The organism is Pontibacter fetidus, assembly GCF_010119545.1.
GTDB lineage: Bacteria > Bacteroidota > Bacteroidia > Cytophagales > Hymenobacteraceae > Pontibacter > Pontibacter fetidus.
The window spans coordinates 20486-36194 of sequence record NZ_JAAEAA010000032.1 but is presented as its reverse complement, the minus strand read 5'-3'; the positions used below and the strand labels follow the sequence as shown (position 1 = coordinate 36194).

Here is a 15709-nt window from a genome sequence, read left to right as displayed (position 1 = left end):
GATTAAAGGAAGTTTGAAAGAATAGCTTTCTTCAAGTTAGCAACTATAACCAACTATAGTTCGAGATAGATTTCTCACACTGTTCGAAATGACAATTTAAACTATAGGACACATAAGATCCCTCGACTTCGCTTGGAATGACAAAAGAAGAACCTACAAACAATACCTTCCTTCTTCTAATAAAAACCTCACTGCCCTTGCTTCAGAATAATAAATGTCTTTCCTGAAATCCTCTGCAAAGCCTACATGGCCGCCGCTTTCCGGCATTTCGAAAAAGAAATATGGATTGGCTTTGGCCTCTTCTACAGGGTAGCATTCTTCTGCCAGAAAGGGGTCGTTTTTGGCGTTTACCAATAACGTAGGCTGCTGTATGTTTTTTAAAAACTGTTTCGAGCTAACCCGGGCATAATAATCGTCTGCATTTTTAAAGCCATGTAAAGGCGCTGTGTATCGATCGTCAAATTCAGGGAAAGACCAGAAAATACTGTAATTCGTCAGGTCTACATCATCGGGATATAGTTGGCGTTTTTGCTCCAGTTTAGCGCCCAGGGTTTTTAGAAAGCGTTGCGTATAAATGCGGGATATTTTTTGAGCAGAAGCTTTCAGGTCTACAGGAACCGAAAAAACAACAGCACGCTTTATTTCAGAAGGAACCTGCCCCGGAGCTTCACCCAGATACTTTAACGTAATATTACCGCCGGCACTAAACCCAATGAGGTGAATGTTTTTATAGTTGCCGGAATTAAGTGCATGTTCCACTACAAATTGCAGGTCGTCGGAGGCACCCAGGTGGTAGGAGCGGAGCAGTTTGTTTGGCTCGCCGCTACAGCTTCTATAGTTCCAGGCCAGGGCATCTAGCCCACGCTCGTTAAAGGCACGCACCATGCCCAGTATGTATGGCCTGCTACTATCGCCTTCCAGTCCATGCGAAAGAATAACCAGGCTGTCTGACCCAACCTGGGACCAGTCTACATCAATAAAATCGAGATCTGGGGTAGCCAGGCGCTCGCGAGTATAAGTTATGCCCTCTACCTGCCTGAACAAGCCCGGGATTATAGTTTGCAAATGCCCGTTGAAAAGGTAAAAGGGTGCTTTGTAGGTGGAGGGTAAGATAGGCATAGCGGTAAAATTAAGGGACTATACTTTGATACTATAGTATACGAGTATAAACAGAATATTATGCTTGCAGCACATCGCAAATTTAAGGTTTTTAGTAAGTATAACCTGTAAGCAGTTCTTACCATGTAAGCCATGTTATGTAAACAGGCAGCATAGCTTTCTGGTTTATCTGTAAACAATGAATTTTCCTGGCAGTATTAGCTTTGCTTTAAGCAGATAAAAAGCAAAAGTCTTGCAAAATAAATGGCGTGCAGGCTATAGTTCAGACAAAAATGCGTGGTATAGCTCGTGCCAAAAAACAGCGCAGCAATAAAGCTTTTACGTAATATTCACCTTCTTTATATATCAATATGGCGTTACTCACGTATAATACCCCTGAAACAATATTAATTAACTATGAAAATTGCATCTAAATTTAAAACGATAGGTCTTGCTCTGGCCTTAGGAGCTTTTACATTTGCCTGTAACCAGGAAACGCAGAACGAAACAAATGCCGAAGTAGATGAAGCGCAAACCGAACTGAGCGAAGAAAATGCAGAGGCAAATGCTGAACTGAATGATGCCGGTGCCGAAGCGAACCAGAAATACGATGAGTTCTCGGGTTGGGTAAAAACCAACACATCTAAAGCTGAAACTGTAACAGCAGACGAATACCGCGAAATGCGTGCAGAATACAACAAAAAAGAAGCTGAATTTGAAGCCGAGTCATCTACCTGGGACGATGAAACCCGCCGTGAGTGGGAAGAAACCAAAGCTGACTGGAACGAGTTTGAGAACAAGGTTCAGAAGCGTTTAGGTAAGATTGACGACATTGACGTAGACGTTGATGTAAAACGCGATAACAACTAAGTACAAATAGTTGACACCCGTAAAAGCCGCTGTACCAACCAGGTGCAGCGGCTTTTATTTTGATATCTGGGTCAAAAAAACTTTATGTGTTTTGCATAATATTACCCGGTATTATATTGCACCATACATATTATATGTGCTACCTTTGTAAAGATTTAAACAGAGAGGCACTATAAAATATTTTTATCAGCAGCTATCTTTGGAAATTACCTGCAAAGCATTTACCTTTGCAAACTCATTCAAGATACGGAACAAAATATTTAACAGTATAAAATAACATGGCTAACCATAAGTCGGCATTAAAGAGAATCAGAGCGAACAACGCTAAACGTCTTCGCAACAGATACCAGGCGAAAACTACTCGTACCTTTATCAAGAAATTGAAAAACACGACTGAGCATGCCGAGGCGCAAGAGCTGTACAAAACAGTTTCTTCAATGATTGACCGTCTGGCTAAGAAAAACATCATCCACAAAAACAAAGCAGCTCACAACAAGTCTAAACTGGCTAAGTTTGTGAACACACTGGCAGCTTAATTTTTGTCGGAACTATAGTATCAGAAGCCTTGTGCCCACGCGCAAGGCTTTTTGTATTTCGGTATAGTTTGCAATAAAGTTTAACATGCAGTTAAGCGGTTTTTTCAGATGCTACTACGCTTGCCCTTGCTGCTTTTTTTAACAACAAGTATAGCAATGGCAGTTTGTAAAGTAGATGGTAACGCAAACAAAGCCTGCCTGTTCAGCTATAGTTTACAGTAGTGTATCTATAGTTCAGGTGGCCACAATACTATAGTTACAAGCAAGCTTAGACTAACTACAAAACAAAAGCCCCGGCAAAATTAATTGCCGGGGCTTTTGTATGAATGTAAAAACTCCTTACGCTATACTTAGCTTAATCATGTTGGTGCGTTTCTGTTCGTTCATTGGCATACTTGCCGTGTTAATGAACACATCGCCTTTCTCAATATAGCCCCCATCTAACAAGGTTTGTTTAATATCGGCTATAGTAGCATCCGTAGACTCAAACTTATCGTAATGGAAGCCTCTTACACCCCAAACCAGGTTTAAAGTATAAAGCAGTTTATAGTTCTCCGTAAAAATAAAGATATCTGACTTAGGACGCGATTTTGCCAACTGGAAAGCCGTGTATCCTGATTTTGTCATGCCTATAATAGCGCGGGCATTCGTGTCGCGGGCAAGGTTGCAAGCGTTTGCCACAAGGCTATCGTTACAGAAGTTTGGCGAGTGCGGGTTCAGTACATAGTTCTTGTTAAAGATATCGGCATGTGTCTCCACAGTGCGTATGGTAAGGTTCATGCTGCGGATGGTCTCCACAGGGTAGGCACCAACTGCAGTCTCGGCACTTAGCATCAGGCAGTCTGCACCGTCTATCACAGCGTTGGCAATGTCGTTGGTCTCGGCACGAGTAGGGCGCGGATTCACGATCATGCTTTCCATCATCTGGGTAGCAATAATTACGGGCTTGGCAGCGCGGTTACTTTTCTCAACTACCATCTTCTGGATCATTGGTACCTGTTCCATGCCAACTTCCACACCCAGGTCGCCGCGTGCTACCATTATCGCATCCGTAGCTTCCACAATCTCATCAATATTCTTAATGGCTTCTGGCTTTTCTATCTTGGCAATAACACGGGTATCTTTGCCGCGCTCTTCTATAATGCGTTTGATCTCGTTGATGTCTTTAACTGAGCGTACAAAAGAAAGGGCTACCCATTCAATGTCATTATCAAGGCCAAAGTGCAGGTCGCGCAGGTCTTTTTCGGTTAGCGACGGCGCCGATACGCTGGTATCAGGAAGGTTTATGCCTTTACGTGGTTTTACGATACCGCCGTATATTACTTCGCAGCGTACTTCCTGGTCGTTGTCGGTATGCAGCACTTTTAGCTCCAGCTTACCATCGTCTAAAAGTATGGCATCGCCCACTTTTACATCTTTTGCAAGGTGCGTATAGTTAGTAGCAAGGTGGTCGTTAGTGCTCAGCGATCCGTCGCAACGAAGTATAACTTCCTGGCCCTGCTTTATCTCAACGCCGCCGTTCTCCACTTCACCAATCCGGATCTTTGGCCCTTGCAGGTCCTGTACCAGGCAAACCGTTGTATTAAACTGCCTGTTAATTTCGCGTACATGGTTAATTACTTCCAGGTGCTCTGAATGCTCTCCATGTGAAAAATTCAGCCTGAAAGCATCTACACCTTCTTGCACCAGCGCCAGTAGGCGTTCAAATGTGTTGGAGGCAGGACCAACGGTTGCAAGTACCTTTGTTTTGTTAAACGTAATATTCATATTTAAAAAATCAGATTCTCTTTAAACTTCAGCGACAACGGATCGAACTGCTTTACATACTGCACTAACGGGATGTGAAGCAGCATGTTAACAAAATTATGAGGATGCCTTTTAGGAAGCGATCCAGTTATCTGTAGCACAAAGTCATACTCCTTTATATCGGGCAGCAGGTAAGGCTTACGAAGTGTGTTAGTGCCCAGGGCCTTGTTCCGGAACAAGCGGATAATGCTGTGATCGGTACAAAATTCGTAATTAGAAACTAATAATTGCTCTCTGCCCGGCAAAGTATAGCAAATATCCTTTTGTTTGGTCAGGCGCAGGGCAAATAACTTGTTCAGCCACCAGGCCAATGTATAATCTTTACCCGACGAAACTAACCCATACAGATCAAAATCGTACTCGTAATCGGCGTCGAGGTAAAAATTTTTCATGTTATAACGTTGGCGCCTCAATTTAACAATCAACTTTGTAAAAAGGCAGCTATCTGTGTCAAAACTTTTGTAATAACACGAATAGAGTAATTTTTTTTGACATTGTCTGTCTATTTATATTTCTTTGCACAGTGTTTTAATAAACTATAAGAAAAATGTCAGAAATCGCAGAAAAAGTAAAAGCTATCATCATCGATAAGCTTGGCGTGGAAGAGTCAGAGGTTACTCCTGAGGCTAGCTTCACAAACGACCTTGGCGCAGATTCATTGGATACAGTTGAGCTTATCATGGAATTCGAAAAAGAATTCAACGTATCTATTCCAGATGATCAGGCTGAAAACATCGCTACTGTAGGTCAGGCTGTAAGCTACCTGGAAGAGCACGCGAAATAATACCTTCTGTTTTATTATAAGAATTTTTCTACTATCTATCCTCTGGTAACAGCTTATGGAGCTTAAGAGAGTTGTAGTTACTGGGCTAGGCGCACTCACGCCACTTGGCAATACCGTTTCAGAATACTGGAACGGCTTAATCAATGGCGTGAGTGGAGCTGCGCCTATCACACGCTTCGACGCGAGTAAGTTTAAGACACAGTTTGCCTGTGAAATAAAGGGATACGATCCTGAAAAATACTTTGATCGTAAAGAAGCCCGCAAAATGGACTTGTTTACGCAGTTTGCGCTTGTAGTGGCCGACGAGGCAGTACAAGACGCAAACCTAACAGAAGGCAACTTCGATCCTGACAGAGTTGGGGTGATCTGGGGTTCTGGAATTGGCGGTTTGCGCACGTTCCAGGAAGAGTGTGTGAACTTCGCTAACGGCGATGGTACACCACGCTTCAACCCATTCTTCATCCCGAAGATGATCGCTGATATCAGCGCAGGACAAATATCTATAAAGTACGGCTTCCGTGGGCCAAACTTTGTTACTGTTTCAGCCTGTGCTTCTGCTACTAACGCCTTACTCGATGCCTTTAACTATATCCGTTTAGGTATAGCTGATGTAATCGTGTCAGGTGGTTCGGAAGCAGCAGTTACAGAAGCTGGCATTGGTGGTTTTAACGCCCTGAAAGCCCTTTCAGAGCGCAACGATTCCCCTGAAACTGCATCCCGCCCATTTGATAAGGACCGCGATGGATTTGTGCTTGGCGAAGGTGCCGGCGCGATTATACTCGAAGAGTATGAGCACGCCAAAGCCCGCGGAGCAAAGATCTATGCCGAAATATTAGGTGGCGGTATGTCTGCCGATGCATATCACATTACAGCTCCACACCCTGAGGGGTTAGGCGCACTAAACGTAATGAAAAATGCATTGCGCGATGCACATATCAAACCTGAAGAGGTAGACTACATCAACGTACACGGTACTTCAACCCCACTTGGCGACGTGAGCGAAGCTAAGGCGATCGAGACCGTGTTCGGAGAGCATGCCTACAAGCTGAACATCAGCTCTACCAAATCCATGACGGGCCACTTATTAGGTGCTGCTGGCGCTATTGAGGCGATCGCTTCTATACTTGCCATCCAGAACGATATAGTGCCGCCAACCATCAACCACTTTACCGACGACGAAAGCTTTAATCCGAAGTTGAACTTTACGTTTAACAAGGCACAGAAGCGCGACGTGAAAGTAGCGTTGAGCAATACCTTTGGATTTGGTGGTCATAACACATCTGTAATTTTCAGAGAACTGAAAGATTAGTGTTTGGTCCTATTAAACCGGTTCGGCGCTTCTACCAGAGAGTTTTTAACAAAGACCGAGAGTTAGTACGCGCTATTGCCGGCATTATTGGTAACACACCCGATAATATCAGGCTGTATAAGCTTGCCCTTACCCATACGTCGTTTGCGCGCCAGGCTGCCAGCAGCAAGCACGATACAAACGAGCGACTGGAGTTTTTAGGTGATGCCGTGTTGGGTGCCGTTGTGGCCGAACTGCTTTTCAGGAAGTTTCCGTACGAAGACGAAGGTTTTCTGACGGAGATACGCTCGCGCATTGTAAACCGTGAGTCGCTGAACCATATTGCCTTAAAAATTGGCCTTAACCTGCTGGTAAAAGTAGAAACCGGAGCAAACCGTCATAAATCTGTAAACGGCAATGCTTTAGAAGCCCTTGTTGGTGCTATTTACCTGGATAAAGGTTATAACATGACGCGCCAGTTTATACTTGGCAAGCTGATTAAACCGCACATAGACCTGCATAAACTGGTAAACACTACTGCTAACTTTAAAAGCAAACTGATCGAGTGGGCGCAAAGCCAGAACATGGAGATCCGTTTCGAAAGTATTCAGAAAAAGCAGCAAGGCAATACCACCGAATTTACCTCCGAAGTATACATTGGTGACAAACCTGTTGCCAAAGGCGTAGGCCTTTCCAAGAAAAAAGCCGATCAGGCTGCCGCTGAAAAATCCCTAGAGATTCTGAAGATAGCTTAATTGCTATATTGTTAAATTACTTGTTTGGCTGAGGGTATACTTCTCAGCCTTTGTTATTTTATAGTTGTAGGATTAGTAAAACATCATCAACTATAGGTTCATACTAAACTCTCACACTTAAGAGGACAATAATTCAACAATTTAACAATTCAACAATTAGGTTTAACTTGCCCCCTATACTTGCGTTTAATATCCCTATGAAAGAAACCCGACTCACGCTGGCAGGCGCAGCCCTAAACCAAACCCCACTGGACTGGGACAACAACCTGCAGAACATAAAAGACGCCATTACCGAGGCCATTACCCACAACGTTGATATTTTACTGCTACCCGAACTTTGCATTACCAGCTACGGTTGCGAAGATCTTTTCCTGAGCCCCTGGTTGGGCGAAGAGGCTTTTGACAAATTGCTGCAGATAAAAGAGTGGTGTGTTGGGATTACCGTTTGTGTGGGTATTCATATCTGGATTGATAAACAGGTTTACAACACTGCCTGCGTTATTAAGAATCAGGAAATTTTAGGTTTTACGGCCAAGCAGTTTCTGGCCAAAGATGGCATACATTACGAGCCGCGCTGGTTTACCGAGTGGCCCGCTAACCAGGTTGGTGAGTTCGAAATGAAAGGCCAGAAGTATAGAATTGGTGACATCATTTATGAAGAGCAAGGCGTAACGTATGCGTTTGAAATATGCGAAGATGCCTGGCGCCCAAACAGGCCTGCAGAGCGCCATATGGCAAAAGGCGTGCAACTAATTCTTAACCCAAGTGCCAGCCACTTTGCTCTTAGCAAAACCGACCTGCGTTATCGGCTGGTTGTAGAAGCCTCAAAAAAATATAAATGTACTTACCTGTATGCCAACCTGCTGGGCAATGAAGCCGGCAAAGTAATTTACGACGGCGAGGTACTGATAGCTCAAAACGGTAAACTGATAAAACGCAACGACCTGCTCTGCTTTAAAAGTGTGGATATGGAAGTAGCCGAAGTAACTTTTACTGACTCTCCTGTTGCTGAAGAAACAATACATTACCTGCCAACTATAGACGAAAACAAAGAGCTGATGGCTGCCCTGAGCCTGGGCCTGTTCGATTATATGCGCAAAAGCCATAGTCGTGGGTTTGTGCTCTCGCTTAGTGGGGGTGCTGATTCGTCGTTATGTGCGGTGGCGGTGGCCGAGATGGTGCGCCGGGGTATAGCTAGTTTGGGCGTGCTTGGGTTTGTTGCTAAAACGCAGTTGTTCTCGTTAAAAGATGCGGCATATTTTGATACGCTCACGAAAGAGCAGGTAGCCTGTGAGTTGGTCGGCCGCTTACTGACATGCGCCTACCAGGGCACTGTTAACTCCTCAGACGATACCTATACTTCAGCAAAAGAGCTGGCCGACAGCATAGGTGCAAGATTTTATAGCTGGACAATTGATGAGCAAGTGAAAGGCTATACTTCTATAATTGAAGGCGCCATAGACAGACCGCTGACCTGGGCTGAGGATGATGTAACATTGCAAAACATACAGGCAAGGGTGCGTGCCCCTGCTATCTGGATGCTGGCAAACATTAAAGGCGCGCTTTTACTGGCAACCTCAAACCGTAGCGAAGCCGCAGTGGGCTACGCAACCATGGATGGCGACACGGCCGGCAGTATTTCCCCGATTGCGGGTATCGATAAAGCATTTGTACGTCAGTTTTTGATATGGGCACAGAAAGAGCTGGGTTACCAGGGTTTGCAATATGTAAACAACTTACAGCCTACTGCAGAGTTGCGACCGGCTAAAGAAGCACAGACCGATGAAAAAGACCTGATGCCTTACGAAGTCCTGAACCAGATAGAGCGACTGGCTTTTTATGACCGCTACTCCCCGCAGGAAGTATACAACAAGCTGCTGGAAGCTGGTGTAGCCGATGCCGAAACTATAAAAGGCTGGCTGCAGAAATTCTATAGTTTATGGAGCCGTAACCAATGGAAACGCGAACGCTACGCCCCGGGCTTCCACTTGGATGACTATAGTTTAGACCCACGCAGCTGGCTTCGCTTCCCGATACTGAGCGGTGGCTTTAGAAGTGAATTAAATGAGATCAAAGCGTTATAAAGTGGAATGGCATTTTTGTCTGAATCAGGATTTATAGGATTTTAAAAGATTTCTAGATTGGTTTATACCTGATGGAATGCGCAGTCTCTACCAGCGACTGCATTTACCTCACCCCATCCCTCTCCTAACAGGAGAGGGAGTTTTTCTGCTATTACTAAAGTGGTAAGTATAGTTCTATAGTTACAGACCACGAAAAGGACAGGTCGCGACCTGTCCCTACGGAACTATAGCCACGATCAATATCAAAGCGAGCAAGTTCAAACTATAGATAGCGGTATATAGTAGAAAGATCGCAGTCTTTGGGTTGAGCGCCTTTGACTTGTTGCGGTGGCGTGAGCCAATCCGAGGCACGAGGATAGCAAGAAGGCAGCAGCGCGATGCCCGAAGACGGGGCCTCCCGGCCGTGAGGGCACCAAAGCTAACTATAGAACAGTAGGTGAGTAGAGCTCCCAGGAATGAAGGTAACTATGGAAGAAAGGCTTGGTTAAAGTTTAAGGAACAGTAACTATAAGTTGAAATAGATTTCTCCTAACGTCGAAATGACAAATGTGAAACTATAGAACACATAACATTCCTTGTCTAACCCTAGGAATGATAAAAGAGGAAAGATAGACTGAACTAGGTTATGACGGATTTCTCCTTATGTCGAACTGACAAAAAATAGCAACGACCAACTATAGCCCAGAAGCTAGCAACAGCTTCGCACACTAACAAGTCTTCAAATAACTTACACACCCCACATTTTGTACCTGCCCGATTTATTGTAACTTTGGCTATACACGATCATCACCCTTACTATGAGTTTACTGAATTTTATTACCTGGAACGTAGATCCGGAAATATTTCACCTTGGGCCGGTTTCTGTCCGCTGGTATGGTTTGTTCTTTGCATTGGCGTTTGTAATAGGGCAGCGCATACTAAGCAAAATTTATGTTACCGAAGGCCGAACCGAAGGCGATGTAGATGCCATTACGCTGTACATGATCATCGGAACGGTAGTTGGTGCCCGTTTAGGCCACACACTTTTCTATGACCCGGAATATTACCTGAGCAACCCGATCGAAATCCTGAAAATATGGGAAGGCGGACTGGCAAGCCATGGCGCTACAATAGGTATTCTTTTCTCGCTTTGGTTGTTTAGCCGAAACCATAAGTTTAACTACATGTGGGTACTAGACCGCATTGTTATAGTTGTAGCTTTAGGCGGTGCACTTATCCGCTTGGGCAACCTGATGAACTCCGAGATTATAGGCAAAGTGACGGATGTACCGTGGGCCTTTAAGTTTTTGCGCAACAACGAGATTATAAACGGTGTGGCCGCCTCGCAGGACCCGCGCCACCCTACGCAGTTATATGAGTCGCTGATGGTGTTTGGCTTATTTGTGCTGCTATACTGGCTATGGAAAAAATATAAAGAGAATTTGCCCCTTGGGTTGCTGTTTGGTTTGTTTGTAACGCTGCTTTTCAGTTTCCGCTTTTTAGTTGAGTTTCTGAAAGAGAACCAGGTGGATTTTGAAGATACTATGGCCCTGAACATGGGGCAGCTGTTAAGTATACCACTTATTTTGATTGGCTTGTTTGTACTGTTCAGAGTATGGCAAAACCCTAAACCTGCCTTGCCGGGTGGTAAACTGGCAGAAGCTAAATAATAAAAAAGGGCTGTAGCGATTAACTACGGCCCTTTTTTTTGGTAACTATGCTTATAGTTTATACCTGAACAGGCTGCCGCCTTCGCTGGTAAGTATAAGTGTATTATCATCTTTAAAAGTAATGGCTTCCGTTTGCCCGGCACCGGTAAGGGTTATCTCTTCTGCATCGCCTTCATAAAAAGTTTCAGGTGAGCTTACGTTGCGGTACAGGTGTATTTTGCCTTCGCTAAGCAGCGCTATAGTTCCGGCATCGGGGCTGATGGCGGCACTGGTTACGGGCTCCTTCATTGCTATGCTTCCTATTGGTTTGGCTATGTGGTTACCTGGGGTATCAGGTAGTTGGTATATCCGGGCTTTATTTTCTCCGTTTCGGTCTTTGGTTAGCAGGTACAGGTTGCCATCGTACCAGAACAGTGCTTCGCAGTCGTAGCTTTTCTTATCTTTTTTAGATGATTTGCCCTTTTGGTCCTGGTAGGTAAACCGGATGGCCTGCGGTTTCTGCAGGTCCTGGAAACTTGTTTTATAGATGGCCAGTTCGCGGCGCTTGTTATTATTATTGCCTGTGTCGCTGATGTATAGGTTACCGTTTGTGTCGCGGGTCAGGTCTTCCCAGTCTACGTTTGGTAATCTCAGCTTATAAGTTTTAACCAGCTTTCCTTTTTCGTCTATCTCGTATAAATAGGGCTTATTGTTGGCGTCGTTGTGGGTAATGTAATGCCCCTGGTCGGGCATGGATTCTATCCCGGAGCTTTCTTTAACCTCTGTTGGTAAGGGGGCAAGTGTCTCAAAATTCCCTTCCGAAGCGTTAGAGTTGGTAACAGTACCTGCGGGTGTCTCCTGATCGCGAAAAAAGTATATAGCTATAGCCAGTATAGAGGCAAACACAATAAAGATTTTAATCATAAGCTTCATAGTTATTCTATTAGTATAATTGGCGCTGATTACCGTTAACGTACTGCCCGCTGTTACGTTTGCTATATAGTATTCGGAAATGAGCCTTAAGCCCTTCTAATGGACATTATTAAGATAAAAGAAACCTGCCTTTATGTAACAGACCTTGCCCGAACCAAAGCCTTTTACAATGGCTTGCTACAGTTTCAGGTAATAGGAGAGGTGACCGGGCGGCATGTGTTTTTCAGGGCAGGTAGTTCGGTGCTGTTATGTTTTATAGCCGAAGCCTCCGGGATGCCGGGCAAACTGCCCCCTCATTTTGGTACCGGCCAACTGCACCTTGCCTTTGAAGTAAGCAAAGAAAATTACGGGCAGACCAAAGCAACTATAGCCGAGGCCGGCATACCTATAGTACAGGAATACGACTGGGGGAATGGCTATTTATCCTTTTATTTCCGGGACCCCGATAACCATTTGCTGGAAGTAGTGATGCAAGGAATGTGGGAGAGAGGGAGTTAGGGAGGTAAGAGTTAGAGAGTTTAGGAAGTTAGAAGGTTTGGAAGTTTGTAAGTTAGAAAGTTGCTATAGTTTGGCTTGCTTTGATGTAAAACAACAGCCCCGAAATTGCTTCCGGGGCTGGTTTTAAACTATAGTTTAACTTTATTGTAAACGCGATTGCACTTCTTCAATTATGCCTCCGTAGCGTTTCAGTAGCCTGCCCCAATCGGCAAAAAGCTGGTCTTCTTTTACACTTGTCACGCCATCGGCCCGCTGGCTGATGAGCTTTACCACATAGGTAAGTTCCCCTGAGTTACCGCCACTGCTCACAATCATGCGGGTACGTATAGTGCTCATGCCGTTAAAGTTCTGCACCTGCCAGGCAGTAGTTAAATAACCGGTGTTATAGTCTACAGTTTCCAGCACATCGAAACTGCGGGTAATAATAGAGCTCAGGGTACGCCAGGCATCTTCGGGGGCTATACTTTTATTTACTGGCACCGTTATGCGTACGTTGGCCATGTCTGTAGAAATAGACGAGTTATAAGCTTCATCTACTACCATCTCTACAAACTCTGTTAATGGTGGCTCCTGCATGTCGGTTTGGTTGCAGTAATTTTTAACAAACCGGATAAAACCGTCTTTTACCACACGCACTTCCACACAGGCATTTTTAGGTACTTTCAGGTCGTATTTACCTACACCCAGCACTTTTCCGGCAACTTCAATATTAGCATCGGTCGGGGCGGTAGATATTTTTACAAGGCGGTCTTCCAGGGCTGCCCTGAAGCGAACAGGCGGGGCAGGGTCGGTGGCTGGTTTGTTGCAAAATACCTGCGATACATCGGCAAAACCTTCGCGCACTACATTTATAGTTACACATTCGCCGTTTGGTATAGTTATGTCGGCAGTGCCGCGGCCTTTTGCTACGCCGTTTACCTGCACAGTCGCATCAGCTGGGTAAACTTCCAGGCGCACCTGGCGGTCTTTCATCTCAAAAAAGTCTTTTACAGGCGGGGTTTCGCGGTCGGGGGCGTTATAATATACCTTGGTGATAGGTGCAAAACCAGCCTTTTTGATCTCTATCGTCAGGAACTTGCCTTTGCCAATAACCAGGTTGGTGCGTTTGCTGCCAATCATGCGGCCATCAACATAAATTTCGGCATCGTAAGGCTCCACGCTAATATCTACCAAGCGATTTTCGAGGGCTACTTTTTGTTCTTTTTCCCACTTCATGGTGCGGGGGTACTCCAGAATCAAAGGCTCAAAGCCCTCTTTCACCACCTTTATGCGGTTTTTGGAGTCTTTTTCCAGTTTCAGTTCAATGCTGCCCATGCCCAGTTCGGCCACTTCGGCATTATCGGTTTCGCGCAGCATAAAAAACTTGGCATCGGCGATGTTGGAGGTAATATTGATCTTACTTTGGGCGAATGCAGCCACTGACACAAAGCAGAGGAATAGAAAAGCGTAAAAACTTTTTTGCATAACTATAAGGGTTTATGGAACAACGACTGATTTACAAAAGCAAGCTACACCAATCTTTAAAAGTGGTGTATGGTATTTACGCAATTAAATATATAAATGTTTTAATGTTGAGATGATGCTATAGTTTGATGCTCAGGCAACTGCTTTAGAATGGAAAGGAGGCGGGTAAAAGAAAAGTCCTTTGGCAGTTCAGCCGTTTGCAGCTTACTTACCAAAGGACTTTGTAACTATAGATTGGTCATTATCAGCGGTTTGCGTTATGCCAAACCAGGTCAGAAAGTACGATAGAGTAGGTGCCGTCTGTAGAGTGGGTTACCGTGTACGTTTCGGGGTAATAGTTTGGCTGTTGGTATTGCAGCAAGGCTGGCACAGGTAAGGTTTCGGAAGTACCAGCTGGCAAGCTTTGCAGATAGGCCAAGGTAATCATCGGTTCCAGGAAAGTAACCTGGTCGCCGGAAGAACCATAAATAAACGTACGGGAGAAACCAGCCGGCGAAAACTCCGGAGAACGGACATCGCTCCAGTGCACACCCATATGCGGTACGGCTACAGGCGCAGGGCCAAAGGTGTAAAATGCTGGCAGCACAGTGCCGGCCAAACTCCAGGCACCTTCATCCGGGCCTCCTTCAACATGCATTATCTGTCCTTCGGTCTGCATGTAAAAGTGGAAATCGAAGTGAGGAAGCGTGTAAACTCCTACCGGTTCGTGGCCCATCGGGTTCCAGCCGATCGATACGGTTTTATAGCCTGTAGCGTGCGCCTGGCCCGGTAACCGCAAGGTAAGTTCAAACATATCCTGCATCTCTAGGTTTGCCAGCGCATCCTCAGTCAGTTCTATACCCAAAGCAGTAGGTTTGCCCTGCACCGTTTCAACCCAGACACGGGCAGTGCCTTCGCCAGCTATAGCCTCAGGGCCATAATATACGGTAGTAGATGCTCCTTTGGCATTTTGCACGGTTGCACTGGCAGCATCAGGTGTTACATCGGGGGTAGTTTCGCAGCTTGTAAGTAAGGCAATTCCTGCGATTGCCATCATTTGCACCAGTCGTTGGCTGTGCAGCAATAGTTTTTTCATAGTCTGTTTTGTTTGATTGGTGAATTAAGAATTACACGTCGAGAGGAGGGTAGGGCAACGCGAACTATAGGAAGCAGAAGGTGCTACAAATATACCTACTTACTATTTGTATAATTATACTTTAACTAAGTAAAATATAGCTTTTACTAACAAAGCGGATGCCTGTTATCCGGTAAACTATAAGATTGAGAATGATGGTGAAGTGCTGGCTGAACTATAGGCAGGTTAAGCTATAGTAACTATAGTTCGCTGTTTATTTTCATTAAGGTAGCCGCATGCAGGGTGTGGCCGCCTTCAAACGTAAAAGTTTTAGGTTCTATGCCCAGCGTGTTCATCAGTTGCTGTTTTTTCTGCAAACTATCCGGGGTTATAAACTCGTCCTGGGTGCCGTAAACTATAGCTACTGGCAGGTTTGCAAAAGCAGCTTTGCCGCTGGTAAAGTCAATATTTTCGGGGAAGGAGGCCGCCCAAAGTATAAGCCTATGCACAGGCGCAGCGCCGGATGCCAGCCAGCGGCTAACCGTAGCGCCACCCTGCGAAAAGCCAACTATAGTTACCCGCACATTTTTGGGTAGTTGTTGCAGTTGGGTTTGCAGTAATGTATTTAAGTAAGTGGCCTGGTCCTCAATCTCAGCTAAGCGGTCTTCTTTGGTCATCCAGGTAGCGCCTACTCTCCCCAAAAATCCATCCAGGTAAAACCGCGAAAATGCTTCCGGCGCAACTATAAGTGTATGGCCATTATCCAGCAGAGCAAAATGCCTGATGAAGTAGCGCGCCAGCTGCCCGTAGCCGTGGCAAACAATCCAAAGATCTGTGATCTGATCAGCTGGTGTGCCTAGCGTATAGTAACGGGCGGTGCGCTGCGTTAACAGGTGGTGCTCGGTCATTGG

At 45.2% G+C, this 15709-nt stretch carries 15 protein-coding genes; 8 read left to right on the top strand and 7 right to left on the bottom strand.

Annotated elements, in window-relative coordinates; all coding sequences use genetic code 11:
- Positions 1-153: 153 nt before the first annotated feature.
- On the bottom strand, positions 154-1119 hold the full coding sequence (locus GWO68_RS17165; protein WP_162347706.1) for a YheT family hydrolase: 966 nt from the start codon (positions 1117-1119) through the stop codon (positions 154-156).
- A gap of 396 nt (positions 1120-1515) precedes the next feature.
- On the opposite strand from GWO68_RS17165, the gene GWO68_RS17160 reads away from it, so the two are divergent.
- Both GWO68_RS17160 and rpsT read left to right on the top strand, forming a co-directional pair.
- Entirely contained in the window at positions 1516-1968 is a 453-nt protein-coding gene (locus GWO68_RS17160) for a hypothetical protein (RefSeq protein WP_162347705.1), read from the top strand.
- A 278-nt stretch (positions 1969-2246) separates the two neighbouring features.
- Entirely contained in the window at positions 2247-2504 is a 258-nt protein-coding gene (rpsT, locus tag GWO68_RS17155; protein WP_162347704.1) for a 30S ribosomal protein S20, read from the top strand.
- Between the two features lie 339 nt (positions 2505-2843).
- Here rpsT and pyk read toward each other — a convergent pair whose 3' ends face one another.
- Together pyk and GWO68_RS17145 are read right to left on the bottom strand one after the other, a co-directional pair.
- Positions 2844-4271 carry a pyruvate kinase gene (gene pyk, locus GWO68_RS17150; protein WP_202923799.1) on the bottom strand — a complete coding sequence of 476 codons (1428 nt, stop codon included), beginning with the start codon at positions 4269-4271 and terminating at the stop codon, positions 2844-2846.
- Positions 4272-4273: 2 nt separating this feature from the next.
- Positions 4274-4702, bottom strand: coding sequence for an IPExxxVDY family protein (locus GWO68_RS17145; protein ID WP_162347703.1), 429 nt, complete (start codon positions 4700-4702; stop codon positions 4274-4276).
- A gap of 155 nt (positions 4703-4857) precedes the next feature.
- On the opposite strand from GWO68_RS17145, the gene GWO68_RS17140 reads away from it, so the two are divergent.
- From GWO68_RS17140 to lgt, 5 genes are all read left to right on the top strand, one after another.
- Positions 4858-5094, top strand: a complete 237-nt coding sequence (locus GWO68_RS17140; RefSeq protein WP_018477241.1) for an acyl carrier protein — start codon at positions 4858-4860, stop codon at positions 5092-5094.
- A gap of 55 nt (positions 5095-5149) precedes the next feature.
- On the top strand, positions 5150-6403 hold the full coding sequence (gene fabF, locus GWO68_RS17135; protein WP_162347702.1) for a beta-ketoacyl-ACP synthase II: 1254 nt from the start codon (positions 5150-5152) through the stop codon (positions 6401-6403).
- A complete protein-coding gene (gene rnc, locus GWO68_RS17130) occupies positions 6403-7137 on the top strand; it encodes a ribonuclease III (RefSeq protein ID WP_162347701.1) in 735 nt (244 codons plus the stop codon). Before fabF ends, rnc begins: the two co-directional genes overlap by 1 nt.
- Positions 7138-7334: 197 nt before the next feature.
- Positions 7335-9221, top strand: coding sequence for an NAD(+) synthase (gene nadE, locus GWO68_RS17125; protein ID WP_162347700.1), 1887 nt, complete (start codon positions 7335-7337; stop codon positions 9219-9221).
- A gap of 797 nt (positions 9222-10018) precedes the next feature.
- Positions 10019-10870: a prolipoprotein diacylglyceryl transferase gene (gene lgt, locus GWO68_RS17120; protein WP_162347699.1), complete on the top strand. Its 852-nt coding sequence runs from the start codon at positions 10019-10021 to the stop codon at positions 10868-10870.
- 51 nt (positions 10871-10921) lie between these two features.
- On the opposite strand, the gene GWO68_RS17115 is transcribed toward lgt, so the two are convergent.
- A complete protein-coding gene (locus GWO68_RS17115; protein ID WP_162347698.1) occupies positions 10922-11782 on the bottom strand; it encodes an NHL repeat-containing protein in 861 nt (286 codons plus the stop codon).
- A 99-nt stretch (positions 11783-11881) separates the two neighbouring features.
- Between GWO68_RS17115 and GWO68_RS17110 the strand changes: the two genes are divergently transcribed.
- Positions 11882-12280, top strand: a complete 399-nt coding sequence (locus GWO68_RS17110) for a VOC family protein (protein WP_162347697.1) — start codon at positions 11882-11884, stop codon at positions 12278-12280.
- 141 nt (positions 12281-12421) lie between these two features.
- Here the strand turns inward: GWO68_RS17110 and GWO68_RS17105 are convergent, their stop codons facing one another.
- The 3 genes from GWO68_RS17105 to GWO68_RS17095 form a co-directional block, all read right to left on the bottom strand.
- Positions 12422-13744: a peptidase associated/transthyretin-like domain-containing protein gene (locus GWO68_RS17105; RefSeq protein ID WP_162347696.1), complete on the bottom strand. Its 1323-nt coding sequence runs from the start codon at positions 13742-13744 to the stop codon at positions 12422-12424.
- Positions 13745-13988: 244 nt separating this feature from the next.
- Positions 13989-14819 carry a DUF5602 domain-containing protein gene (locus GWO68_RS17100; protein ID WP_162347695.1) on the bottom strand — a complete coding sequence of 277 codons (831 nt, stop codon included), beginning with the start codon at positions 14817-14819 and terminating at the stop codon, positions 13989-13991.
- 239 nt (positions 14820-15058) lie between these two features.
- Positions 15059-15706, bottom strand: coding sequence for an alpha/beta hydrolase (locus GWO68_RS17095; protein ID WP_162347694.1), 648 nt, complete (start codon positions 15704-15706; stop codon positions 15059-15061).
- Between the last annotated feature and the right edge of the window lie 3 nt (positions 15707-15709).

Excerpts from the sequence above, each read along its gene's own strand:
- GWO68_RS17140 (WP_018477241.1), top strand. The coding sequence starts at position 4,858 with ATGTCAGAAATCGCAGAAAAAGTAAAAGCTATCATCATCGATAAGCTT.
- pyk (WP_202923799.1), bottom strand. The coding sequence starts at position 4,271 with ATGAATATTACGTTTAACAAAACAAAGGTACTTGCAACCGTTGGTCCT.
- GWO68_RS17110 (WP_162347697.1), top strand. The coding sequence starts at position 11,882 with ATGGACATTATTAAGATAAAAGAAACCTGCCTTTATGTAACAGACCTT.
- GWO68_RS17095 (WP_162347694.1), bottom strand. The coding sequence starts at position 15,706 with ATGACCGAGCACCACCTGTTAACGCAGCGCACCGCCCGTTACTATACG.
- GWO68_RS17160 (WP_162347705.1), top strand. The coding sequence starts at position 1,516 with ATGAAAATTGCATCTAAATTTAAAACGATAGGTCTTGCTCTGGCCTTA.
- GWO68_RS17105 (WP_162347696.1), bottom strand. The coding sequence starts at position 13,744 with ATGCAAAAAAGTTTTTACGCTTTTCTATTCCTCTGCTTTGTGTCAGTG.
- nadE (WP_162347700.1), top strand. The coding sequence starts at position 7,335 with ATGAAAGAAACCCGACTCACGCTGGCAGGCGCAGCCCTAAACCAAACC.
- fabF (WP_162347702.1), top strand. The coding sequence starts at position 5,150 with ATGGAGCTTAAGAGAGTTGTAGTTACTGGGCTAGGCGCACTCACGCCA.
- GWO68_RS17145 (WP_162347703.1), bottom strand. The coding sequence starts at position 4,702 with ATGAAAAATTTTTACCTCGACGCCGATTACGAGTACGATTTTGATCTG.
- rpsT (WP_162347704.1), top strand. The coding sequence starts at position 2,247 with ATGGCTAACCATAAGTCGGCATTAAAGAGAATCAGAGCGAACAACGCT.
- lgt (WP_162347699.1), top strand. The coding sequence starts at position 10,019 with ATGAGTTTACTGAATTTTATTACCTGGAACGTAGATCCGGAAATATTT.
- GWO68_RS17165 (WP_162347706.1), bottom strand. The coding sequence starts at position 1,119 with ATGCCTATCTTACCCTCCACCTACAAAGCACCCTTTTACCTTTTCAAC.
- GWO68_RS17115 (WP_162347698.1), bottom strand. The coding sequence starts at position 11,782 with ATGAAGCTTATGATTAAAATCTTTATTGTGTTTGCCTCTATACTGGCT.
- GWO68_RS17100 (WP_162347695.1), bottom strand. The coding sequence starts at position 14,819 with ATGAAAAAACTATTGCTGCACAGCCAACGACTGGTGCAAATGATGGCA.